Source organism: Candidatus Marsarchaeota archaeon (assembly GCA_023473665.1).
Classification (GTDB): Archaea; Micrarchaeota; Micrarchaeia; order Micrarchaeales; family Micrarchaeaceae; genus JAMCYM01.
The window spans coordinates 188,131-208,794 of sequence record JAMCYM010000002.1; the positions used below are offsets into that span (position 1 = coordinate 188,131).

Genomic DNA, 20,664 nt, shown 5'->3' on the forward strand with positions numbered 1-20,664 from the left:
CACCTAAAACATGTCAAACTTGCCGAACGAGACCTCGCTTCCAAGTATGCGCGCCAGCTCCCTGATGGATATGATTGTGAGCGCCACGCTCAGCACAGGGATGAAGAATACTTCTACTATCAGGGTTGCTATGGTGTCCACTATGTACTGCATCATGGCCTGAAGGCTCTTTATTGCGGCAGTGCCCTGTTTGAAAACAACTCCAATAAAGCCGCTAGCCGTCGAGTTAGATGTAGTTGCATTGAGCATGCCCGCCTCTAGGGCAGTAGCGCCTGAAAGCATCTCCGAAGCGGTGGTATTGCTCACCGTGCTGGAGAAGCCGGTCGCGATCTGTGCTGCGAAAAGGTATGTGAGCGGAAACACCGCGAACAAGCCTATGGCAATGGCCATTACTGCGCCGCCCAGGCGGCGCGTGAAATAAAACGTCCTAAGCACTATGCCCACAGGCAACATGACCGGCACGGCTATCACTGCTATGACGTCAAGCAACGCCGATTGCGCATATATGCCGGTCAGCGCAAGCGTGAGCGCCTCTATCACATAGCCGAGCTGAGCCAGCAACGGATGGAAAGCAGAACTCAATGATATCGATGCAACTCCGACCCCGAGAGTCAAAGACGAAACCAGGCCGAGGGCAGCATAAGCTACTGACAGCGGTACCAGCAAGAGCAGCGTGTCCTCCAGAAGCGAGGGATAGCTGGCGCCGTTGATTGCTATAGGCTTCAGCCCTGCCAGATAATCGCTTGCGAAGCATATCGCCATGTTCGCGCTTGTCAACGAATTGCATGAGATGCCTGGCGCCGCACCTCCCACAATTCCATTTATCACTCCGATAATGAGCCCGCCTGGCGCGAACGCGGCTACGAGCACGCCTACTATTACGCCGTTTATCAGCGACTGCTGCAGCTCCGCCATGCCGAAATCCTTCAGCTTCCTGCTGTCCATGGCATAGCCGAGGCCGTAGACGATGCCTCCTACAGCTATCATTATGGCTATAACGCTTACAGCTATGCCGTATCCGAGCATGGCGCCACCGCTATACAGATGCGTTGGCAGTCGCGTTGCTCAGCAGGTGCGTAGATGCTGTCGCTAGCGATGTCGATGCCACGCTGAGCACGCCTACGACAATCGCGCCTATTATTATGTTTATCGCTGTGGTGTGGAAGTTGGCACGCTTGTCCGGGGGCAATAGCTGGCCTATCGCGTAGAATATGCCTGCCACCACAAAGAGCACGCCGCTCAATATGGGCCCTACCTGCGTCAGCACCTCCTTCACATAGCTCAGCTCGGATATGAGCGACGCATTGGCAACTGCGCCGTAAGCGTAGCCCGTAAAGAGCAGCGTGAACACCGCAAACGGTACCAGCACATACTTTGCCACGCGCCCAGCGCCCGATGCAAAAGCCGCAACCCTGCCTATAAAGTCCATCGCATCATCTTTTACTCTAATATCTAATCTTATATATAGATATATATTTAAATATTTTGGGTAATAATATAAGAGGCAAGAGAAAACGTATGAATGGACTATTAGCTGCGTCTTCGATGTAAACATGGGCGGTGCTTGCATCTGACTAGAAGAGTGTGCCAAATTTATGTAATATTATAACCAGAAATGTGGTTATACGTTTACATAAAATATAAATATGTTTACTTACATTATACATACATGGCATATATCAAAATGCAGGACGTCATCGACGAGCTTGCGTTGCATGGCAAAAGAGTGTTTAACATAAACGACGTAACCCGGATAATCGGCAAGCCGAAGAACTACGTTTCGAAGCTACTGGCATCAAACAAAAGGATCGGGAGGATAGAAAGGGGCAAGTATTACATAAAAAATGGCGCTCCGGACTTGTACGAAATAGCTTCGCAGATAACGTTTCCTTCTTATGTTAGTGCGTTTGCGGCATTTCAGTTCTATTCGATTACTGAACAGTCAGTAATAAGATACACAGTTTTTACTATAAAGCGTCACAAGCCTGTCAAGGTGCTAAACAGCACAATAGAGTTCATAACAATCGCAAAGGGCCGGTTTTTCGGCTACAAAAAGATAGGGAACATCTACATCGCAACAGTTGAAAAGGCGATAATCGACTCACTCTACATACGCTCGCCCCCGCTTTCATACATCGAAGAGGCGTTTTCTGAAGCCATGCGTATGGGATTGATCGACAAGAAGATGCTTATGGATTTTGCGCGCAAGATGTCATCAAAGACCATCATGCTGAGGGTGTTGAAGCTGCTTAAGACAAATCAAAAGGTCGGCGCAAAGCTTGGTGAGGTTGTAAGATGATAGACGAAGAAACCTTGGTAGGACTAAGCGGGCATCTTAGAGACGTACGGCAGCTAGAAAGAGATTACCTGCTCGTGCTTCTGCTCCATGAAATCTACTCTGTATTTACTAACGAGCTGATTTTCAAGGGAGGCACAGCATTGCGATACCTACACAACCTGAACAGGTTCTCTGAAGATATAGATTTCTCATATGCGTATACGTCTAGCGATGAGGCTAGGAAGCACCTCAATAGTGACATTAATGTCGCCCTGGACAGGCTTAATGATCAGTATGAAGTGGTCGAGCGAGAAAGCAGGGCGACCAAGGCCGCTGACAGGGTAGTCGGTATAAACTACGAAATACGCGTGCGCGGGCCCTTGAATAAGAGGTCCGGTAACCTTCAGAACATAAATATCGATTTGAGCTTGAGGAATGATGTACTCCACAAGCCAGAACCGAGCTACATAACTCCTATTTATCCAGACATAGCAACACTCTCATTGCCGGTAATGGAAATAAACGAGATGCTTGCAGAGAAGATATCAGCCGTTGCAAAAAGGGTCAAGATGAGGGACATATACGACATATACTACCTCCTTGTGATAAAGAAGCTTAAATACAACGAAAAGTTGGTTGAAGAAAAAATGCGAAGGAGGGCAGAAACGTTCAAGAAAGAGGACTTGGCCAAAAATCTTAATACCGCTACCAGCAAGATGAAGTGGAAGTCCGAATTGGCGTACTTGGTAGACCCTCTGCCGGACAACCTGAAGGTGGTTTCAGAGCTGAAAAAGATAATTGGCCTATAGCTGCTGCTTGCAGCATAAGTGCTTTCAACAGCAAATTGGCTCATCTAAAGCGTTTTGTCAATCCAGCCGGAAAACCAACAATGTTTGTAGGGGGACAAAAGCGAACCCTAAGATAATGAAGATATATAAAAATGAATGTCGATGTAAGCAACATGGTATTTGCACTAGCATGCACGTTCAGGATATGTCCTGGCGAGAAGCGAAAGGAAGAGATGGGCCTCCACCTCCCGCTTGCGCAGCAACTTTACAGAACTAATCAGGAGTGATTACAGTTGAAGGTACACAATATGCTCAACGATGAAACCGTAAGCGTGATAATGCCCGTCTACAACGAAGGTGCGACTGTGCGCAGCGTTATAAAGCGCGTCCTTGGTCAGAAGGCGGTAGATGCACTGTACATAGTGTACGACAAGTCTACAGACAACACGTTAGCCGAGATACGCGCCGCAATGAAAGGCAGCGATGCGAAAGGCCGCGCCTTCCTAGTCATGAGCGACGCTAAGAGGGGCAAGGGGCGCGCCGTGAAGCAGGGAATGGCACGCATCCGCGACGGCATAGTGCTCATACAGGATGCCGACGAGGAGTACTACCCGGAAGACTATCCGAAGATGCTTGCGGCGCTGACCGACAGCAATCCTGTATTCGGAAGCCGCGAGTCAAACGCCGGCCACAAGTACTTCCTCGGATCGCTTGCTACTGTCGTGCACACGCTCGCGTTCAACCTGCTCTACGGGCAGTCGATAAAGGACATGAACGCAGCGTACAAGCTTTTCAAGGTGCATATGCTGAAAGGCAAAAAGCTCAGCGAGGACGGCTGGCAGATAGACCAGGAGATAGCATGCACGCTCGCGAAGAACGGCTACCGCATACTCAGCGTGCCGATACGCTACAAGGGCAGGACTTTCGAGGAGGGCAAGAAGATAGGGCCGAAGGCCGCAATCATGAACCTGTTCTACATTGTCAAGGAGCGTTTCTCGCGGTAGCACTGCATATATTTTAATGCTTGCTTGCTCATTCAACTAAGCGTGTTTCGCATGCCCAGGCTGAGCATAATAGTCCCCACTAAGGACGAGCCCACGGCGCCAAGGCTGATAAGGAAGCTTAAGGCGCTGTTCCCCGGCAGCGAGATAATAATAGTGGACAAAAGCTCCCGGCGCAACCGCAGGGCGCTCGAAAGGACCGGAGCCATGATACTCAATCAGGAGAGCAACGGCTACGAGAACGCGCTCATGGAGGGCTTCAGGGCTGCGCACGGAGAAATCCTGGCCACCATAGATGCCGATGGAACCTATTATGCCGAGGACCTCAAGAAGGTGATCAATGAGCTGTCAAAGGGCAATGCATCGTTCGTGGCCGGCAGCCGCACCGTTCGAGAGAAGGGCTCTATGACCGGCGCAATAAGGTTCGGCAACAGCTTCCTTACAGGGCTTTTCAATTTGCTGTACAGGCGCAGGATGCACGACGTGCTGAGCGGCTCGTTCGCCATGACGCGGCAGGCCTTCGATTCGATGCGCGACGAATCGCCTTACAGGGCAGGCACCATATTCTTCGAGATAGAGCTCGTCAGGCGCGGCTTCGCCATAGCCGACGTGCCGATAAAGTATGCAGTGCGCAGGGGCGCGCCGTCGCGCATAACCAGGGCAAAGCCCCTTTACGGCCTGACTATGGCGTACCACGCCGTCAGGTATGCCCGCGATTACAATCCGCTGGCGCTCTTCGGCAGCATAGGCATAGCTGCGATAGTGGTGGGCGTTGTAATAGGCGCGCTCGTGCTCGCCAACTACTTCGCGACTGGCGCGCTCAGCGAGGTCGGCCGCGCGCTGCTAGCCTTCATGCTCGTGGTTGTGGGCTTCCTTTCCATAATAGCGGGGCTCATACTCGACCTGCTCCTCGAGGTGGAGCGCAAGCTCTACCGGGAGCGAAAGTGAGGCGCGCGCATGAGAATCGGCTTCGTCTCTGATGTCGTGTATCCGTGGAACAAGGGCGGAGTCGAGGCGACCGAGGCGCTGGAGATGCGCTCCCTTGCGAAGCGCCATGAAGTGTATTGCTTCTCGATGCGATTCAAGGGCATGCGCAAGGAATTCGTGCGAGACAGAATTCATTATATCACAGTTGCTAACACGGCCAAGCGCGGAATATATACGGAAGGAGGCACGAGATCGATCAACGCGGCAAGGCTCTTTGCAGAGGCCCTGCCTGCAGCTTTAGACAGGCACAGGCTGGACGTGCTGCAGGCCAATGCCTTCCCATACCTGCACCTCAGGGCGTCGAAGCGCTACTGCTCGCGCATCAACTGCAAGCTTGTGCTTGACGTGGCAGAGGTATGGGACAGGAGGCGTTGGGTCGAGTACCTGGGTACGCTGCGCGGGAGCATGGCCCACTATTACCTAAGGCTCGCGCAGGCGCTCAATGGCGCTGATGCATACATCGCAAACTCTTCTATCACCAAGGCCGGCCTCGAGAGGTTAGGCGTATCTTCCAGCAAAATACACGTTTTCTCGCCGGTGCTCAGTGGCAGCATCATGCGTTCCAGGCACTCTTCCAGGCGCAGCATGAACGTCATAGTGTCCGGCCGGCTCATAAAGGAAAAACGTTTCGACATGTGGATCGAAGCCGTCGCGAAGGCGCATGCGCTACGCGGCAGCATAACCGGCACGATAATGGGCGATGGCCCCGAACGCGAGGCTTTGGATGCACGCATAATGGGCTTGCATCTCGAGCGCTGCATGCGCGTGCTTCCATTCGCGAAGAGTAAGGCAGGGCTCTACAAGCGCATAGCAGGATCCGGGCTGCTGCTGCAGACCTCGGGGCGAGAGGGACTCAGCGCCATAGTGCTGGAGAGCCTTGCGCTAGGCACGCCAGTGCTGCTGCCGAGCGACACCCCAATACCGGACGAGGTGAAAAGCATGTGCGTGCTCTCCAAGCCAGAAGACCTCCCCAACAGGATCGTCGAGATACTGGGCAGCAGTAACAGAAAAAAATACCTTCCATCGCGCTCCGCGCTCAGGCAGTTCAGCTCCAGCGCCATACTTGGATTCTACAGCTCTCTATTCCAGAAGCTAGGACTGGAAAGGAAATGATACAATGGCAGCAGGCAAAGCGCAATCCGCAAGGCGCGCCGCGCGCGCCGCCCACGACTGGTATCTCTACGCCGCTTTGGCCATGGTGCTGGCCAGCGTTGCCTACTGGACTGCTTTCGCATTCAATGCCTACGGCACGTTCCATGAGTATTCGGACCTGGGCTCGTTGGCGCTCAGCATGTACTACGACATCCATTATCCCGGCATAGTGCACGGCCTGCAATACATGCTGTTCATGCAGCACATTTCGCCAGACATGCTGCTCCTCCTGCCATTTTTCTATGCCGACAGTTCTGCGCTGACGCTGCTTGTCATACAGGCGGTCGTGGTGTCTTTCGCTGGCCTTGCGGCATTTGCTGTGGCGCGGCGCCTTATCAAGAGCCAAAAGGCCGCGCTCCTGCTCTGCGCCGCATTCCTGCTAAATCCCGGCCTGCACGGCTTAACAATGTTCGACGCCCACGTCGAGATGCTTCTGCCGCTGGCGTACATACTAGTGTTCTACTTCTACGTGCGCGCTATGCGCGCCTGGTTCTTTGCAGCGTCTGTGTTCCTTTTGGGCGTCATGGAAGAAGCTCCGTTCCTTGGCGCAAGCCTTGGCCTAGCTCTCCTCGTGTACGAGCTGCTCAACCGCAGCAACGCAGCGTCAAGGCGCACGCGCATCGGCATGGCCCTCGGCCTCATTGTGCTCTCAGTTGCTGCGTTCGCGTTCTATTCCATTGCAGCGGTTTCGTTGACAAGCCAGTATGCTTCGGGAGCTTATCCATTGCTGCCGCCCGGGCTTGCGCACTACCAAAGCCTTGCGTTCGTGCTGTCAGGCCTGCACTCGTTCGGCAGCCAAAGCTCAGTTTCCACGCTCTCGCTCATGGGCTCCGGCCTCGGCCCTTATGCCTATTATGCCATCATAGTGCTGCTGCTCAGCATGGGCATATTGCTGATTTTCGCCCCGATAGAATCGGCCATACTGCTCTCGCCGTGGCTGGTTGAGACGTTCATCGCCGGCAACTACCAGTTCGTATTCATGTTCAACTACTACTTCGCCTTTGCAATTGGCGGCATGGCAGTAGCTGCCATCATAGGGGCGAAAAACATCATGGAGCGCAAAGGCATGCTGGCCAGGGCGCTGGACAGGCATACTGCCGGGCATGCCCCAAGCGTTGTTGCAGTGGCATCGATTGCAGTTGTCGCGATGGTGCTGCTGCTCTCTCCCGCTTTCATCTATTCGAAGAACATCAACAGCTTCTCGCAGGACTTCCTGTTCCAGGCCAACGCGTCGCAGCAAAGGCTCTACTCGCAACTCTATTCGGTGATGGCGCTGGTGCCTGCAAATGCATCGCTCATGGCGCAATACTACATGATGCCCCACCTATTCGCCCGCAGGTACATCGAGACGACGTGCGCATCCAATTACTACTTCAAGCCGCAGTACGTGCTTCTCGACTACAACCTCAACATAAGCCTCAACGTATTCAGGGAGTGCGGAACGACGCTCTCCGGCATTTACCTGAACAGCGCATCTGACTATTTGGTTGTGGCGCAGAACGGCACGGCGCTGCTGCTGGAGCGTGCGCGCTAGCCATCGACACGCATACGTTTAAATAGGTTTAATGCATCCTATAAATCGCAGGAAATTTCGAATGCAAGGGGTATGAGATTGGGCGCGCCGCTGCCGAAAGGCATAGTGGGCAGGTACAGGGGTCAGTCTGCGCTAGAGTACCTAGTGACGTATGGATGGGCGCTGCTCCTCATTGCAATCGTGGCATCGTTTCTTTACTTATACGTGATCGCGCCGAGCGCCATCGTGCCATCTCAATGCTCGTTTACGTCTGGCATGCAGTGCATCGACCTAGTGCTTGGCGCTAATGCTACAACGCATGCGTCCGCGCTGGCAATATACGCGACCAACGCGCAGCCGTATCCTGTGGAGCACCCTGTGCTTTATGTGAAGATAAACGGCGTGAATACGACAGCAGTGCCCTGCAAGCCCGATTACGTACTTGCAGGAGGCTCCATGATCTGCGAGGTGCCCCTGTCGCAGAAGACATCGTTCAACCAGCTCGTGGCCGGCAACCTGTACATAAACGCGTCGTACTGCGGCCTGACGGGCGCCACGTCGCCTGCCTCGTGCAGCTCATCCCCAACAGAGATTTACTCGGGCAGCTTCAATGCGCATGTGCAGCCCTTGGTAGCTACTAACTCGACCATAACGCTCACTGCTACTAACACTACCAATCCCGGCAACCCCGCCAACAACGCAAAGGACCCGCTCATGGCTACTGTCAAGCTGCTGGGCTATCCGCTCGCTGGAGCGACCGTTAACTTCACCGCCACGTTCCAGAACAACGGCACCAATGCGGTGCCGCCGTATTCGTTCGGCTCGCAGTACGCCACCACGGGCCCCAATGGCGTGGCAAATGATTATATTCAGGGCACGACGGTCGGCAGGGTCATCGTAGAGGCGATGTACGCCGGCATCGCGGCCAACCTGAGCATAAACTTCACGCGCACTGCCGGGATCACGTTCAGCGTGCCCAGCGCTGCGCCGCTCATGTCCAGCAGCGCCGCCACCCTTGCAACGATAGACGGCATAAACTATGACTACGGGCAGCTCACAGGCATAGCATTCGATTGGGGCTGCGACTCATCACATCCTTATTCGTTCGAACAAGTGCCGTACAACAGCTCTGGCACGCGCCTGCTCTTCCAGAGCGCAAAGATAAACGGCATAGCGTACTCCACAGCATCGGGCTCCATGACAGTAAACTGCACGCGCGCTAATCAGACGGAGCTCGCGACATATGGTACGCAGTACGCGCTTACTATGGTTGCCTCTCCATCCAATGCGGGCACCACAGTCCCTGCTGCAGGTACCCACTGGTACAACTCTGGAGCGCCTGTCACGGTAGGCGAGAGCGCAGGCATGAATTACGTTTTCGATACATGGACAGGCAATGGCCTAGGCAGCTATTCCGGCGCAGAAGCAAGTCCATCGCTGACGGTCTACGCCCCAATTTCAGAAACGGCGCACTTCCGCCCGTTGCAAACCACCATCGTTTCGACATCCACCACTGTCTCAACCTCCACCACTAGCATACCCCCGCCGCCTCCAACAACTACTACAATAGGCCCAACTAGAATAATTATAGGCAGCTGCAATACCTACAATTTCTGTTTCATCGGCTCATGCTCGGGTGCAATTATACAGTGCCCAAGCTCATGCTCGACGCCCATATGCACCCAAGGCTATGATGGCTGCTCATCAAGCATGTTCGGTGCAGAGTGCGTTTCGTCCCCACCACCGCCTCCGCCACCACCCACAACAACCACCACCTCCACCACAACAACTTCAACAACTTCCACAACCTCCACTACATCTACAACTTCCACTACGTCAACCACAACTTCAACTTCCTCTACTACTACAACAAAGACCACGACAACAAGCACTATCGCCACTGCCAGCTGCGGCTCGTGCCTGCTCCCAGGAGAGCAGTGCCCGTCGAATTGCCCTGCAACGCGGGATACATCGTGCCCTGGAGTCGGAGCTGAGTGCGCCCCGACCACCGTCACTACCACTTCATCTACTACTACTATCTCTACTACAACCACAGTGCTTCCAGCCTGCACGGGGAACTGCGGTATATGCTCAGCTGGGATTCCGCCGATTGGCTGCTCCTACACATGCGACTACAACTGCGTCCGTTCTGGGTGGTTCAATTATTATAACGCGATCTGTGGAATGATATGCACAACCCCCTAAAAATAAACTTGCCTTGGCGCATGCGCAATCTAAAAATAGTCGCTATTTCTCAGTTATACCCTCAGCAGTATCTCAGTCTTGCTTGCAAATTCTACTATCTCGTGCGCGGTTACAGTGCCGGTAGCAAGCAGCGCGACCGATACACCAACTATTGTTAAGCCAAGGACCGCGCCTCCTATATACTGCTGTATGTCTGGTGGAATTTTGTTCCACAGGCTGTCTATCCTCTCGATTATCCCCGGGCCCTTAGTTTGTGGTTCTGAGTTAGTGATAATCTTTGATGGCTGGTGATTTTTCTGCATGCAAACACAATAAACTTTCCTTACTGCCCATATATTTAAATGTTGCGATTCAATGCAATTATCAGAACAAAACGTACTTTTAAATAAATTAGTTTAGTCAGCTAAATGTTCTACAGTATTTTGATGATGATATGCCAAACACCTTAGGAGAGACGAGTGCCCTCCCAGACACCTCGCCTGATACTAAAAGCGTATCGCAACAAACGACAGTCGGAACACCTACTGCTTCAGGCATTGCACCATCTAATAGTGGTATTGGATTTCAGTCAAGCCCCAAAAACATGAAGAGTCATCGTCTGAAGATGATAGGTATTGCATCTCTTACCTCACTGATTCTTGTTGCAGTTGCCGTATTCCTGATATACGCACATCTCAGCAACCTTACAACCACTACAACCACACCAGTGGTTACTATTTCCCCCTCCCTATTGTTGAACCGTTCGAATGCACTGTATGGCATACCTAATAGCAGCGCATTCATGACAAACAATACACCTACATTACACAATAATGTCACCGGCGCGTCATCTTACATGTTTTTGACGTATTACTCAAGTGCAGTGGAACTGCTATATACGATGAAACCTGCGCCACCTCTGACATATAACCTAACGGTTCCCGCAGCATATTCAAGCGTCACATATCCATTAAGCATAACAGTTACACTCTTCATATACAGCAATGCAAACTTGGCAACATACTGGTTTAACAACAGCTTTTACAACCCCCAGTTCGGAGGCCCAGCAGTAAAAGGGGCCTCATTTACCTCAAGCCATACGACTATCGAGGGCGCGCCAGCAGTTCTTGAATCGTACAAGCCTATCTTTGCGCACTTAGGGTATTATGAAGTGACGTTCCACTATGGCGAGTACATCATCACAGTTTCAGCTTTAGGGATGAATAATACGTTCAACAGCACGTACCTAATCAACATCGCCAGGCACATGTACCAGCAAATCTCATCTTAACCACCTTCACCTCATAAAAACAAATTGTTAGTAAGCCGCATCTTAATTCAGCTAAAATATCTGCGAGCAGTGGCGCGGTGCGCGCCGCCAAATGCTTCGTATTATTAACTTTTGCTGGAAATATAACCCTGCAAGGGTGTGGCAATGGCAATCAAGGGGAAAAGCGTTATAGTCACTGGCGGCGCAGGCTTTATCGGCAGCAACCTCGTGGACGCGCTCGCAAGGGACAACAAGGTCACCGTGCTGGACAACCTGCATACGGGCAGCGAGGACAATCTGGCGCAGGCGAAAGCCACTGGCAACGTCGTGTTCGTCAAGGATGACGCCAAGAGCATCCAGAAGCAGGGCACTAATGCGGATTACGTCTTCCATCTGGGCATATATTCTGCATCTCCGATGTACCGCGACAACCCATCCCTTATGGCAGAGGTCGTGCAGGGCATGACGAGCGTGCTAGAATACGCGAAAGCAAATGGCTCGAAGGTCGTCTTCGCCTCAACTTCTTCAATATACAATGGAATAACTCCGCCGCACAAGGAAGATATCGTACCGAAGGTGACTGACTACTACACCGAGGCGAGGATAGCAGCGGAGCGCATATCCGAGCTCTACTCGAAGCTCAACGGCCTTGACGTTTCGGCAATGAGGTTCTTCTCGGTGTACGGCTACCACGAGAAAAACAAGGGCAAGTACGCGAATCTAGCATCGCAGTTCCTCTGGGCGATGAAGAGCAACGAACAGCCGGTAATCTATGGCGACGGCACGCAGAAAAGGGACTTCGTCTTTGCCACAGACGTGGCAAACGCGCTCATGCTTGCTGCAGAGAAGAACCACGGCTTCAACGTGTACAACGTCGGCACCGGCAGGAACTACGACCTAAACGCGCTCATCGGCAAGATAAACTCGCTGCTCGGCACGTCAATAGGGCCGAAATACATAGAAATGCCAGTCAAGAACTACGTGATGGAGACGCTGGCGAGCACCGAAAAGGCTGAGAAAAACATAGGTTTCAGGGCGGGCGTAAGCCTGGATGAGGGATTGAGCAGGATAGCGGAATATTACGGGCAAACCTAAAGGAGCGCTGATGCTGGTGCTTCCTTTCAGTGCAAATTTACTATAAGGTTACTATAAAACCATAAGTGTTTTATTTTATAGTAATTAATCGGCCGGATATCCTTCGCCGTGACCATCCAAAACATAATATGCACCCCGAAATTTTCCTATCCGGCGTACTAAGCCATGGGTTATGAGTTCGTTTAGGTCCTTTGTAGCTGTCGGCTGTGAAACGCCGACGAGTTCAGCATAAGCTTTGAGTTTTAAGCTCTTGTTTGCCTTAAGAAAAGTCAGCGCCTCCTCCTGCCGTGCGTTTAAGGCATTTGAACGCATCCTTGATTTGCCGCTAGATGCGTTGTATATTGTAACCCTAAAAGAATCACCAATGTTATGAAATTCCGGATCCGGAAGCCCTGCCTCTCGCATATAATTTATCATCTTGCGTACGCCAGTGCCAAGGCCCTCTCCATATCTAAGGTCGTGCAGGAACTGATATACAAGCGGGTTTCTATGCCTTGGGATCTTGTAAAAATTCAGAATGGTTTGCCCCTGAAGCAATCCACCGGGATTCGTAATCTGCAGCCTATCAGGATAGAGTTCTATAAGCACATCGTTTGAATCGAAGTAATCCCTATGGCCTATGGCATTGGTTATCATCTCTCTAATTACCTTATCTGGGTATTCAGGAATTTCTATCCTCTCAAGCCCTTTTGTTATAAACCGGGTACCTGCGATTTCTTTTACCATAATGAAAGCCTTTTCTATAAGGTTTGGAACCGTGCCGTTAATCCTTTTATCGGAAGCTATCGCCTCCAATTCTGGCTCTTTGCTCTTGTATTTTACAACCCGCGCTTCCAGATTGGGCACAAATTGCTGCGGATCTTTTGCAAAAAACATCGCCGCTATGTTCTTTAAGTAAAACTCGCCATTGTAATTTGCTGCGCGAAGGGCAAACAGCATCTTCCTAACGCCTTCAGTATTCAAATCATGCATTTCTTCGTCAGGGCTTCTAGACTGCACTAGCCTAGACAAGGCGCCAGTATCAATGTCGTTCATCTTCATCCTACTTTTCAGTTCCTCAAAGTTCAATAGTGTCCTATTCTTGAGGAACCCTATGAGCTCCCTGCCATAAAGTTCGAGGTTTGTGCTGCCTTGCCTCACAAAGCATTTGCGGTTGAAAAAGCATGGTTCCTCATTAAAAGGAATCTGTTCCACCTTAATCACAATAAGCTTCTTGTCTTCATAAACCAGGGATTCCTGATTTACATGAGGTCTAGGACTGCATCTGTCAAGCAGCTCCCGGATTTTCATCGAAGCTGTATCTGCGTCGTCAATTCCCATCACCTGCTTCTGTGGATTAAGTCCAAGGACTATCGTGCCTCCGAAAGTGTTGGCGAAGGCAGATATTGTATTGCCTATTTTTTCTGACAGCCCCTGCTTTACTTCTATGGATGGGCCCTCCCATTCATCTATGATTTCTTTTATAAGTTCCTTTGTATAAACCATCGAATCGCCATGCGCCTGGATGCACTATGCTTATAGGATGTTACCGAATTACTACTAATTTACTATAAAATAACTATAATGATTAGTTATTTATTGATTTGCTTTACGTTGTCTTTAAGTATATGAACCCCTAGAGAAATTGAGAAAACGACATAGAGCCGAAATACATAGAAATGCCAGTCAAGAACTACGTGATGGAGACGCTCGCAGATACAGGCAAGTCCAAGAAAGAGCTCGGCTACGAGGCGAAAATTGGCCTAGACGAGGGGCTGAGGCTGATGAGCGAGCATTATCTGTGAGCCAACACGGCTGGCCTGCCATGCTTCATGGCCTCGTCGACTATCTCTTGCGTTATGCTGTTGCCCGCGCGGTGCGCAAGCGCAAGAAGGTACTGAAGGTTGCCGACATGCTTGTCGCATGCGCCCACTCTAATGAGTGCGGATCCGCCCAAATACCCATTGAAAAACAGCTTGCTGGGCATTGCCCCTCTCCCGAACATGCTGGCAATCCTGCCGGCAGACTCATCGGAGTCTACGAACGCAGTAATTGCGTTGTGCATGCCTTTATCGCCACCGCAGACGAAGCAGCCCGGCGTTTCGTCGATGGTGAACTTGCCGCTTGAGTGGAAGCGTTCCCCCTTGCTGACCGTTTTCTCGATCATGAATCAACACCACTATGGTTTTGCTGTCCTTTTTTGCTGTTCTATTGAGTTGATTGGGTGCGCGGCTTGGCAGCGCTGTACTTGGCCGCCAGGCCCTGCTGCGCCTCTCTGCCATGGGTCGTGATTCTCAGGCCTTTCCCGTCCTCTGCAACGAGCGCAAACATGAACAGGTCTGATACGCGCTCGCGTACAAGCCTGTCCGTGATGCTGTTGTCGCCCAACCGCTTGCGCACCCCATCTGCGAGATCGGTGAATACCCTGCTCCCATACCTTGTGCCTTCCGGCAGCCTCTCAATCTCGTCAAGGAGCGCACATATCACGCGCTCCCTGACTTCCAAGGGTTCGATGTTGATCTGCTTGTCTCTCATACATGCACCATAAGTGCGCGCTGCCACGCGCGTTATTCAGCCGTATGGGCCTCAGCCGCTACTCTCTTCGCCCGCGCCCCAGACTATAATGCTCCCTATGCTCATGAACGTGCCCGCGATGACTGTACCGAACGCATAAACCACGAGATGCGGATCGTTCGTCTTCAGCCCGGCCCATGCAAGCCCTGCCGCGGCTGCAAGCGGGGAGAACATCGCCGTGACCTGGTAAACGAATGTATGGCTGTTTTTCTTTACAATAGGCTGCCCGCCGTCCGGGCCATCGGCTTCAGGCCTGTGCCCCTCTCTGCGGAGCCAGGAGTGAATGCTGGCCATGGCTCTATGTGTTTCTTGGCCCCGGTCTCCGGCCTGCTTTATCGGCTCGCCCGCGCCCCTTAGGGGCACAGATACATTATACGGTGTGTAATCTATAGAGGGCATTAAATCCACACATTAACGCTATTTTGCTCCCGAACAGTATGGCTTAGGAGATATTTATTCATTGCGCATCAATTCCGGCACGCCCATAAGGTACAGCTGAAAGTGCTCGAAACGCCCCTTTGCGCCCTCAGCTCCAAGGCTCAGCACGCGCGCTATGCTCTTGTCAGGGTCATCAAGGAAGTCGGCCAGCGCCCTGCCCAAGTCGAAGTTATCCATCTCGTATATAAGACCTGCGAACAGCGCAGCGAGCGCGCCGCGCGAAGAGACGGCCATGCCAGACCTCGTTATGCTCGGTATGGTTTCTGCCGTGTCTAGGTCCGCAGACAGCACGGTTGCCATGAGCCTCTCATAAGCGTCGTTCATATCAACGCCATAGTCGGCCTTGAACTTCTGGAAGAGCGCGTCTGCGACCTTGCTGCCATCCTGCCCCTTTCCATGCCCTGAAGCATATGCAGCATAGAACCCGAACAGGTACGCGCCAGCCTCGTTCATGGCGTTCCAGATTATGCTCCTCTTGTTGGCACCGTATTCTCCAAGAACGCCTTCGGGGCCCGCCCGGAGCAGGTACGACATATCAGAATCGTTCGTCATGTCACGGCGCTCCCTGAACTCGTGCTGCGCCTGGTGGAAAAGCTCGTGGCATGTCAGCTCCGTAGTTACGTTCTCGAGCCCGTAGTAGTGTATAGTGCCATCGTGAAGCTGCGCCGCGAGCCTGTCGTCGCGGTGCTGGTGTATCGCTATGTCAGGCAGTTCGCTGATCTGGTAGCCTGTGAGCCCATTCAGCAAGCTGCGGCCGTAAATCATCTGCTCGTTAGCATTATGGCGGTCAAGCTTAATCCTGTGAGGAAGCCCCTCGTTGGCTGCTATGCGCGCCACTGCTGCACTAGAACCATGCACGTTAGAATTGCCAAGCATCAAAGTGTCAACCATGCAACCCCCTCGGTAAGGATATTGCGTCGCAGGAGATATTTATATGTTGCAATCGGCTCGTCAGGCGCCCATCGAGCTTATCGTCCCATTGGCATGAGCGTCCTGGGGTCCAGGTCTTCATACTCTTCGTTACTAAGGGGGAAGAAAGAGAATGTACTATCTTTGTATACCACTTGGATTATGAAATGCCTTGATTGCCAGTTTTCATCGTCTCTATTATCAATAAGAACGCTGCGCGATACCAGGTACCTCGGGCCGCCTGGCATATTCAGTTTTGCCACCTGCACGCGCTTGTCTGTGCTGTTGCCCTTGTCGCTTAGTATGCCATTCAGGTCTGATATGTTGCCTGTCACCCTGCCAGAGGGCGCTTTGTCTAACGTCTCAATCATCTTCTCGAGAGCTGTCTGCGCTGGGCGAGTAATGGTCATTGGTACCACGCTATTATGCTGCGGCTTTCCAGATATTTATAGCTTGGCGCGCCCAGTTTCGACGGTGCAGAGACGTACCTGCAGCATTCGCATAAGTAATAAGGCCATAACCCGTGTAAATGCAGCGTCAGACGTTCCTGAAAGCGCTCAGCGCTGCAGTGCTGATGTCATTGAAATCGAGCGCCTCGAAGTTGGCAACGAGCTCCCTGAGCTCTCCCCAGAACGGCCTTAGGCCTTCAATTCTCTCCTTGAACGATGTGAACGAATACTTGACGCCTTTCAGGCTCGGGTCTTCGGCAAGCTTGCCTGCTATTGCGCCGAGGCTTATCCTGGTATGAAGCACAGCACACAGGTAGTGCAGATCGTAGAGGTCGCGCGCCTTCTGCCTAGAATAAAGCGCGCGCACCTTCTCCGCAAGCAGCTCCTCTGGCTTCATCACGCTTACGCTTGATGCGCTGTACCCGTTCGACAGCTCCCTGTTCTCGAGCCCCAGCGCACATTTGCCTATGCTGTAATCTATGGTAACATTGATGTCCTGAAACTGCCCGTAGCCAAATGTCAGAATGTACCTCCTGAAGCTGCGCGTTTCATATATATTGTCCTCCCATGCGTTCAGTATCTTGTAGCTGTACTCCTTCTCGAACGACTCCAGAACGTCGTCTATGACCGTATAACCTTCTATGTTCGGCGACGAGAAATCTATGTCCTTGGAGAACCTGTCGCTGCCGTAGAAGAACGCAAGCGCTGTGCCCCCCTTGAATGCGAGATCGGCAGGCTTGCGTGCGTATATCTGTATGAGCAGGTCGCGCAGCACCGCAGTGTGGGCGCGCTGCTTTGCGCTGAACCAGCCTTTCATTATTGTTTCCATAATGTCCACACCTTTACGTGTCCATGCGCCTCGATACCACTTTTGCGCGCTCCTTCGGCGCTGCCGCATAATCGACGAGCGCCCTTATCCTCGCCATGAGCGTCTTATTGCCTGACATCTCGGCATAGAGGTTCAGCTTTTCTACGTCTATCTTATTGGCGTTAAGGGCATATTCGAATTCCTCGCTATAGTACTGCCTGCCATGCAGGTACAGGTCATCTATGAAGATCTTCTCGGGCTCTGCGAACGCAGGGCCGTTCCACGTCCCGACAAAGCCGTAGATGAACTCCCTCTTTACCTTGACAAACTCTGCAGTATGCTCTGAGAGCCTCAGCGGCCTGTGGTACTTCATAGACACAACTTGCAGCTTGAACGCAAGCTGCGTAGTAAGCCTGTAGTGCTCCAGCGCAGCATAGCCCGTTATGTAGGAATTTGGGATTATCCTAGATGCGATTGTATAGTCGTCTGTGCCCGGAAGGCAGTATTTGCCCCATTCGACCAGTTTTAGCGCACCGGCCATACGCAGCCTGCGAATGTAGAGTCTCGTGTATGCCGGGCTCTTCTGCAGTATGCTGCTTGCAGTTGCCACTGTCACGACCGGCAGGCCCAGCTCCTTAAGCCTGCTTGTGAAGCCCACGCTGTTCATCGGCCATACATGCGAGGCATGGTTATTTATAAGTATCGCATATTTGTATTACATATAATATCAAATGATATTATATGCTATCTTATATTACGCACTGTTGCATTACTTGGCTCACACATGATATCAAATGATGGAATATACCCTGCAACCGCAGGGGAAGCTCCTGACCTTTAGTTAGGAGGGGATGTCACGCTGCCTGCAAGCTCATCAATAGGCTTGTTTTGCTGCAATTGTTGGGCAAAATTTTCCAAAAGAAATTCATAAATATCAGAACGCACCAAGCCAGAATGGAGGTTCTGTGGCTTCTCGCAACGCGTTCAAGCTAGAGCTGGACAAGGAGCGCTTCCTGAACAATGTCTACCACGACTACAGCCTGGTGGGGAAGCTCTCTGACGTCCACACCATCATATCCATGAAGGACCTGGCCGACCTTTCAAGGGGCATGAGTTCGAGGTCGCTGGTGCACAGGCAGCGGCGTTTCGTTTTTCAAGGTGTCAAGGAACTCTATAATTGAATTGAAGTGATGCGATGGAAAAGAGCGCTGGTGTTGCATTGAAGGATGTTACCAAGGCGCAGGCGGACCTGCGCGCAGAGGCGCTGGCCCGCACATCCAACACCAGCAACCTTAAAAGGTTCTTCACGAAGAGCGAGGTGCTCAGCTTCAACGTAGGATACTGGGTCAATGATAAGCAAAGGCATAACCACATCGCGGTGCTCAACGTCGCGCTAGACGGTTCTGTGCTTATGCTGAAAGGCTTTGTGGAGAGCGAAAGCAGGCGCGGCTTCTACCATTACGTGATAGCGCCCGTGCATCCGGTAAGCATTCAGAAACTGGCTGGCAAGGGCAAGTGCGATTGCGAGAGCGCGCAGTACAACAAGATGCCGTGCAAGCACGTCATCAGGCTCAGGAACATATACATAAGGCACAAGTCGGAATTTGACGCCATCTTCGGCGTCCCGCAACTCAGGAGGTAAGAGCGCCACTATGTGGTGTCGGAAGAGAGGAAGGAGCGCGCGGCCAAAGCGATTCGCGAGGAAGAGAGCATAAAGGCGTCAGCCTATATGAAGCTCAACAACGTTCCGTACTATGTTGCCATGATGGACCTGAACAGTATGATGGCGGCTGGAATTATCGTCAGGCAAAGCGGAGGGAGGGGCTCGTCATACAAGCGCTTGTAGGCACAGCCAGACAGAAGCCCTTATACTTTTTTGTCAGCCTGCCTTTTATAAGTTTTAATAAAAAATGAAACATTTAAATATATTGCTGATAAATAACTGAAATATGAAGCTTTACGAGGTGCTCTATCGCGAGATCGCTGCCGACTTTCTTGCAGGCACCGATAGGTTCACCCAGAAAGAGCTCTCAGAAAGGTTGCACATTTCTATCGGCAACGTGAACCGCGCTCTCTCAAAACTTGAAGAGATAAATGCAGTTGCAGTAGGGCGCAGGTCATTCAGGGTTACCGCGCTGGACAGGCTGCTGCTGTACTGGGCTACGCACAGAAAGCTGTACAATGATGTGATATACAAGGCCCTGTCTGAGCTGAGCGTTGCAGACACCGAGGCCAGCCTGCCTAATGGCATAGCCTTTACGGCATATACTGCCTACAAGAAAACATACGGCAATGTGCCTGCCGATTACAGCGAGGTCTTCGTATATGTTACCGAAGCTGCCGGAGAGGCCATACGGCAAAGGTTCCCCAAGCAGGGTACAGCCCCAAACCTGTTCGTCCTAAGGGCCGATGCCGTGCTGTCCAAGAGAATCGCTTCCGGCAAAGCAAGAGTGGTGCCGGTGCCCAATATCTTCGCGGATCTTTGGAACATAAAGACATGGTATGCGAAGGAGTTCACAGACGCGCTCTCGAAAAGGCTTTTCGGATGATAGCATGGAGTTCTGGAACGACGAGCTGACGGACCTAAGCTGGAAGAAACTGATAGGATTGCGGAAAGAGCTGGAGTTCGTGCTGATAGGCGGATGGGCGGTCTACCTCTACACAAAGCTGCATAAGTCAAAAGATATCGACATAATAGTGGATTATCCAGAGCTGAGGAAGCTGCAGGCAGACTACACGCTCAGCAAAAATGACCGGCTCAAAAGGTATGAGGTGAAGCTCGGGGAAGGATTCGACATAGACGTATACGTGCCTGGCTATTCAAGACTCGCCCTGCCTATCAGGGACATCATTGGCGCGACTGTATCGCGTGAAGGGTTTACCGTGCCAAAGGCTGAAGTGCTCATTCTGCTCAAGCTAGGCGCATACACGGCAAGGAAGAACAGCATAAAGGGCAGCAAAGACGCGATAGACATTATTGGCTTGCTGTTTTGTCCTGACATGGACCTGCACCGGCTCAAGGAGCTGGCAGTCAGGCATGGCTTATACGGCTATCTAAGAGAGCTGCTCGGCGCCCTTGACGGTTTCGATCCGTCGCTTGTAAAATATCTTGGCCTTAATGCGAACAGCTTCTCCAAGCTGAAGAGAAAATACAGACAGCAACTGCTTGCAATACTGTAGCGCCGACGCTTAAGCCGCTTCTTTTAACATGGCTTTGCCACCCCTCATGGCCAATATGC

Annotated in this window: 25 protein-coding genes; 14 read left to right on the forward strand and 11 right to left on the reverse strand. The window is 51.9% G+C overall.

What is annotated here, in order from left to right; genetic code table 11:
* Positions 1-3: 3 nt before the first annotated feature.
* Together M1158_01690 and M1158_01695 are read right to left on the reverse strand one after the other, a co-directional pair.
* Entirely contained in the window at positions 4-1,026 is a 1,023-nt protein-coding gene (locus M1158_01690; GenBank protein ID MCL5099814.1) for a hypothetical protein, read from the reverse strand.
* 10 nt (positions 1,027-1,036) lie between these two features.
* Positions 1,037-1,429, reverse strand: a complete 393-nt coding sequence (locus M1158_01695) for a hypothetical protein (GenBank protein MCL5099815.1) — start codon at positions 1,427-1,429, stop codon at positions 1,037-1,039.
* Between the two features lie 240 nt (positions 1,430-1,669).
* Here M1158_01695 and M1158_01700 point away from each other — a divergent pair, with 240 nt between their 5' ends.
* The 7 genes from M1158_01700 (at position 1,670) to M1158_01730 (ending at position 9,924) form a co-directional block, all read left to right on the forward strand.
* The gene (locus M1158_01700) at positions 1,670-2,299 is read left to right on the forward strand and encodes a hypothetical protein (protein MCL5099816.1); all 630 of its coding nucleotides are present in this window, start codon (positions 1,670-1,672) and stop codon (positions 2,297-2,299) included.
* A complete protein-coding gene (locus tag M1158_01705; GenBank protein MCL5099817.1) occupies positions 2,296-3,087 on the forward strand; it encodes a nucleotidyl transferase AbiEii/AbiGii toxin family protein in 792 nt (263 codons plus the stop codon). Before M1158_01700 ends, M1158_01705 begins: the two co-directional genes overlap by 4 nt.
* A gap of 287 nt (positions 3,088-3,374) precedes the next feature.
* Positions 3,375-4,070: a glycosyltransferase family 2 protein gene (locus tag M1158_01710; protein ID MCL5099818.1), complete on the forward strand. Its 696-nt coding sequence runs from the start codon at positions 3,375-3,377 to the stop codon at positions 4,068-4,070.
* A 51-nt stretch (positions 4,071-4,121) separates the two neighbouring features.
* Complete coding sequence (locus M1158_01715; protein MCL5099819.1) at positions 4,122-5,015, forward strand: glycosyltransferase family 2 protein; 894 nt, start codon at positions 4,122-4,124, stop codon at positions 5,013-5,015.
* A gap of 9 nt (positions 5,016-5,024) precedes the next feature.
* The gene (locus tag M1158_01720; protein ID MCL5099820.1) at positions 5,025-6,167 is read left to right on the forward strand and encodes a glycosyltransferase; all 1,143 of its coding nucleotides are present in this window, start codon (positions 5,025-5,027) and stop codon (positions 6,165-6,167) included.
* 4 nt (positions 6,168-6,171) lie between these two features.
* Positions 6,172-7,740, forward strand: a complete 1,569-nt coding sequence (locus tag M1158_01725) for a DUF2079 domain-containing protein (protein MCL5099821.1) — start codon at positions 6,172-6,174, stop codon at positions 7,738-7,740.
* Positions 7,741-7,812: 72 nt separating this feature from the next.
* On the forward strand, positions 7,813-9,924 hold the full coding sequence (locus M1158_01730; protein MCL5099822.1) for a hypothetical protein: 2,112 nt from the start codon (positions 7,813-7,815) through the stop codon (positions 9,922-9,924).
* Positions 9,925-9,977: 53 nt separating this feature from the next.
* Here the strand turns inward: M1158_01730 and M1158_01735 are convergent, their stop codons facing one another.
* Positions 9,978-10,226, reverse strand: coding sequence for a hypothetical protein (locus M1158_01735; GenBank protein MCL5099823.1), 249 nt, complete (start codon positions 10,224-10,226; stop codon positions 9,978-9,980).
* A gap of 131 nt (positions 10,227-10,357) precedes the next feature.
* Between M1158_01735 and M1158_01740 the strand changes: the two genes are divergently transcribed.
* Both M1158_01740 and M1158_01745 read left to right on the forward strand, forming a co-directional pair.
* On the forward strand, positions 10,358-11,194 hold the full coding sequence (locus M1158_01740) for a hypothetical protein (GenBank protein MCL5099824.1): 837 nt from the start codon (positions 10,358-10,360) through the stop codon (positions 11,192-11,194).
* Between the two features lie 144 nt (positions 11,195-11,338).
* Entirely contained in the window at positions 11,339-12,268 is a 930-nt protein-coding gene (locus tag M1158_01745; GenBank protein MCL5099825.1) for an NAD-dependent epimerase/dehydratase family protein, read from the forward strand.
* 84 nt (positions 12,269-12,352) lie between these two features.
* On the opposite strand, the gene M1158_01750 is transcribed toward M1158_01745, so the two are convergent.
* The 8 genes from M1158_01750 to M1158_01785 all read right to left on the reverse strand — a co-directional run bounded on the left by M1158_01750 (position 12,353) and on the right by M1158_01785 (position 18,092).
* Positions 12,353-13,753, reverse strand: coding sequence for a putative DNA binding domain-containing protein (locus M1158_01750; GenBank protein MCL5099826.1), 1,401 nt, complete (start codon positions 13,751-13,753; stop codon positions 12,353-12,355).
* A 289-nt stretch (positions 13,754-14,042) separates the two neighbouring features.
* Positions 14,043-14,414, reverse strand: a complete 372-nt coding sequence (locus M1158_01755) for a hypothetical protein (GenBank protein MCL5099827.1) — start codon at positions 14,412-14,414, stop codon at positions 14,043-14,045.
* A gap of 41 nt (positions 14,415-14,455) precedes the next feature.
* Positions 14,456-14,782 (reverse strand): hypothetical protein, encoded by a 327-nt coding sequence (locus M1158_01760; GenBank protein MCL5099828.1) that lies wholly within the window; start codon positions 14,780-14,782, stop codon positions 14,456-14,458.
* Positions 14,783-14,833: 51 nt separating this feature from the next.
* Positions 14,834-15,220 (reverse strand): hypothetical protein, encoded by a 387-nt coding sequence (locus M1158_01765; protein MCL5099829.1) that lies wholly within the window; start codon positions 15,218-15,220, stop codon positions 14,834-14,836.
* Positions 15,221-15,274: 54 nt separating this feature from the next.
* Complete coding sequence (locus M1158_01770) at positions 15,275-16,150, reverse strand: hypothetical protein (GenBank protein ID MCL5099830.1); 876 nt, start codon at positions 16,148-16,150, stop codon at positions 15,275-15,277.
* A 77-nt stretch (positions 16,151-16,227) separates the two neighbouring features.
* The gene (locus M1158_01775; protein MCL5099831.1) at positions 16,228-16,578 is read right to left on the reverse strand and encodes a hypothetical protein; all 351 of its coding nucleotides are present in this window, start codon (positions 16,576-16,578) and stop codon (positions 16,228-16,230) included.
* A 127-nt stretch (positions 16,579-16,705) separates the two neighbouring features.
* Positions 16,706-17,446 (reverse strand): nucleotidyl transferase AbiEii/AbiGii toxin family protein, encoded by a 741-nt coding sequence (locus tag M1158_01780; GenBank protein MCL5099832.1) that lies wholly within the window; start codon positions 17,444-17,446, stop codon positions 16,706-16,708.
* Positions 17,447-17,459: 13 nt separating this feature from the next.
* Positions 17,460-18,092: a hypothetical protein gene (locus M1158_01785; protein ID MCL5099833.1), complete on the reverse strand. Its 633-nt coding sequence runs from the start codon at positions 18,090-18,092 to the stop codon at positions 17,460-17,462.
* Positions 18,093-18,390: 298 nt separating this feature from the next.
* Between M1158_01785 and M1158_01790 the strand changes: the two genes are divergently transcribed.
* The 5 genes from M1158_01790 (at position 18,391) to M1158_01810 (ending at position 20,605) form a co-directional block, all read left to right on the forward strand.
* Positions 18,391-18,606, forward strand: coding sequence for a hypothetical protein (locus tag M1158_01790; GenBank protein ID MCL5099834.1), 216 nt, complete (start codon positions 18,391-18,393; stop codon positions 18,604-18,606).
* 14 nt (positions 18,607-18,620) lie between these two features.
* Positions 18,621-19,067 carry an SWIM zinc finger family protein gene (locus tag M1158_01795; protein ID MCL5099835.1) on the forward strand — a complete coding sequence of 149 codons (447 nt, stop codon included), beginning with the start codon at positions 18,621-18,623 and terminating at the stop codon, positions 19,065-19,067.
* 15 nt (positions 19,068-19,082) lie between these two features.
* Positions 19,083-19,271 carry a hypothetical protein gene (locus M1158_01800; protein ID MCL5099836.1) on the forward strand — a complete coding sequence of 63 codons (189 nt, stop codon included), beginning with the start codon at positions 19,083-19,085 and terminating at the stop codon, positions 19,269-19,271.
* Between the two features lie 103 nt (positions 19,272-19,374).
* On the forward strand, positions 19,375-19,974 hold the full coding sequence (locus M1158_01805; GenBank protein MCL5099837.1) for a winged helix-turn-helix transcriptional regulator: 600 nt from the start codon (positions 19,375-19,377) through the stop codon (positions 19,972-19,974).
* A 4-nt stretch (positions 19,975-19,978) separates the two neighbouring features.
* Entirely contained in the window at positions 19,979-20,605 is a 627-nt protein-coding gene (locus M1158_01810; protein ID MCL5099838.1) for a hypothetical protein, read from the forward strand.
* The last annotated feature ends 59 nt before the right edge of the window (positions 20,606-20,664 follow it).

What these genes read in the sequence shown, in the direction of transcription:
- M1158_01690 (MCL5099814.1), bottom strand. Translation starts at nt 1,026, where the DNA reads ATGCTCGGATACGGCATAGCTGTAAGCGTTATAGCCATAATGATAGCT.
- M1158_01695 (MCL5099815.1), bottom strand. Translation starts at nt 1,429, where the DNA reads ATGGACTTTATAGGCAGGGTTGCGGCTTTTGCATCGGGCGCTGGGCGC.
- M1158_01700 (MCL5099816.1), top strand. Translation starts at nt 1,670, where the DNA reads ATGGCATATATCAAAATGCAGGACGTCATCGACGAGCTTGCGTTGCAT.
- M1158_01705 (MCL5099817.1), top strand. Translation starts at nt 2,296, where the DNA reads ATGATAGACGAAGAAACCTTGGTAGGACTAAGCGGGCATCTTAGAGAC.
- M1158_01710 (MCL5099818.1), top strand. Translation starts at nt 3,375, where the DNA reads ATGCTCAACGATGAAACCGTAAGCGTGATAATGCCCGTCTACAACGAA.
- M1158_01715 (MCL5099819.1), top strand. Translation starts at nt 4,122, where the DNA reads ATGCCCAGGCTGAGCATAATAGTCCCCACTAAGGACGAGCCCACGGCG.
- M1158_01720 (MCL5099820.1), top strand. Translation starts at nt 5,025, where the DNA reads ATGAGAATCGGCTTCGTCTCTGATGTCGTGTATCCGTGGAACAAGGGC.
- M1158_01725 (MCL5099821.1), top strand. Translation starts at nt 6,172, where the DNA reads ATGGCAGCAGGCAAAGCGCAATCCGCAAGGCGCGCCGCGCGCGCCGCC.
- M1158_01730 (MCL5099822.1), top strand. Translation starts at nt 7,813, where the DNA reads ATGAGATTGGGCGCGCCGCTGCCGAAAGGCATAGTGGGCAGGTACAGG.
- M1158_01735 (MCL5099823.1), bottom strand. Translation starts at nt 10,226, where the DNA reads ATGCAGAAAAATCACCAGCCATCAAAGATTATCACTAACTCAGAACCA.
- M1158_01740 (MCL5099824.1), top strand. Translation starts at nt 10,358, where the DNA reads ATGCCAAACACCTTAGGAGAGACGAGTGCCCTCCCAGACACCTCGCCT.
- M1158_01745 (MCL5099825.1), top strand. Translation starts at nt 11,339, where the DNA reads ATGGCAATCAAGGGGAAAAGCGTTATAGTCACTGGCGGCGCAGGCTTT.
- M1158_01750 (MCL5099826.1), bottom strand. Translation starts at nt 13,753, where the DNA reads ATGGTTTATACAAAGGAACTTATAAAAGAAATCATAGATGAATGGGAG.
- M1158_01755 (MCL5099827.1), bottom strand. Translation starts at nt 14,414, where the DNA reads ATGATCGAGAAAACGGTCAGCAAGGGGGAACGCTTCCACTCAAGCGGC.
- M1158_01760 (MCL5099828.1), bottom strand. Translation starts at nt 14,782, where the DNA reads ATGAGAGACAAGCAGATCAACATCGAACCCTTGGAAGTCAGGGAGCGC.
- M1158_01765 (MCL5099829.1), bottom strand. Translation starts at nt 15,220, where the DNA reads ATGCCCTCTATAGATTACACACCGTATAATGTATCTGTGCCCCTAAGG.
- M1158_01770 (MCL5099830.1), bottom strand. Translation starts at nt 16,150, where the DNA reads ATGGTTGACACTTTGATGCTTGGCAATTCTAACGTGCATGGTTCTAGT.
- M1158_01775 (MCL5099831.1), bottom strand. Translation starts at nt 16,578, where the DNA reads ATGACCATTACTCGCCCAGCGCAGACAGCTCTCGAGAAGATGATTGAG.
- M1158_01780 (MCL5099832.1), bottom strand. Translation starts at nt 17,446, where the DNA reads ATGGAAACAATAATGAAAGGCTGGTTCAGCGCAAAGCAGCGCGCCCAC.
- M1158_01785 (MCL5099833.1), bottom strand. Translation starts at nt 18,092, where the DNA reads ATGAACAGCGTGGGCTTCACAAGCAGGCTTAAGGAGCTGGGCCTGCCG.
- M1158_01795 (MCL5099835.1), top strand. Translation starts at nt 18,621, where the DNA reads ATGGAAAAGAGCGCTGGTGTTGCATTGAAGGATGTTACCAAGGCGCAG.
- M1158_01805 (MCL5099837.1), top strand. Translation starts at nt 19,375, where the DNA reads ATGAAGCTTTACGAGGTGCTCTATCGCGAGATCGCTGCCGACTTTCTT.
- M1158_01810 (MCL5099838.1), top strand. Translation starts at nt 19,979, where the DNA reads ATGGAGTTCTGGAACGACGAGCTGACGGACCTAAGCTGGAAGAAACTG.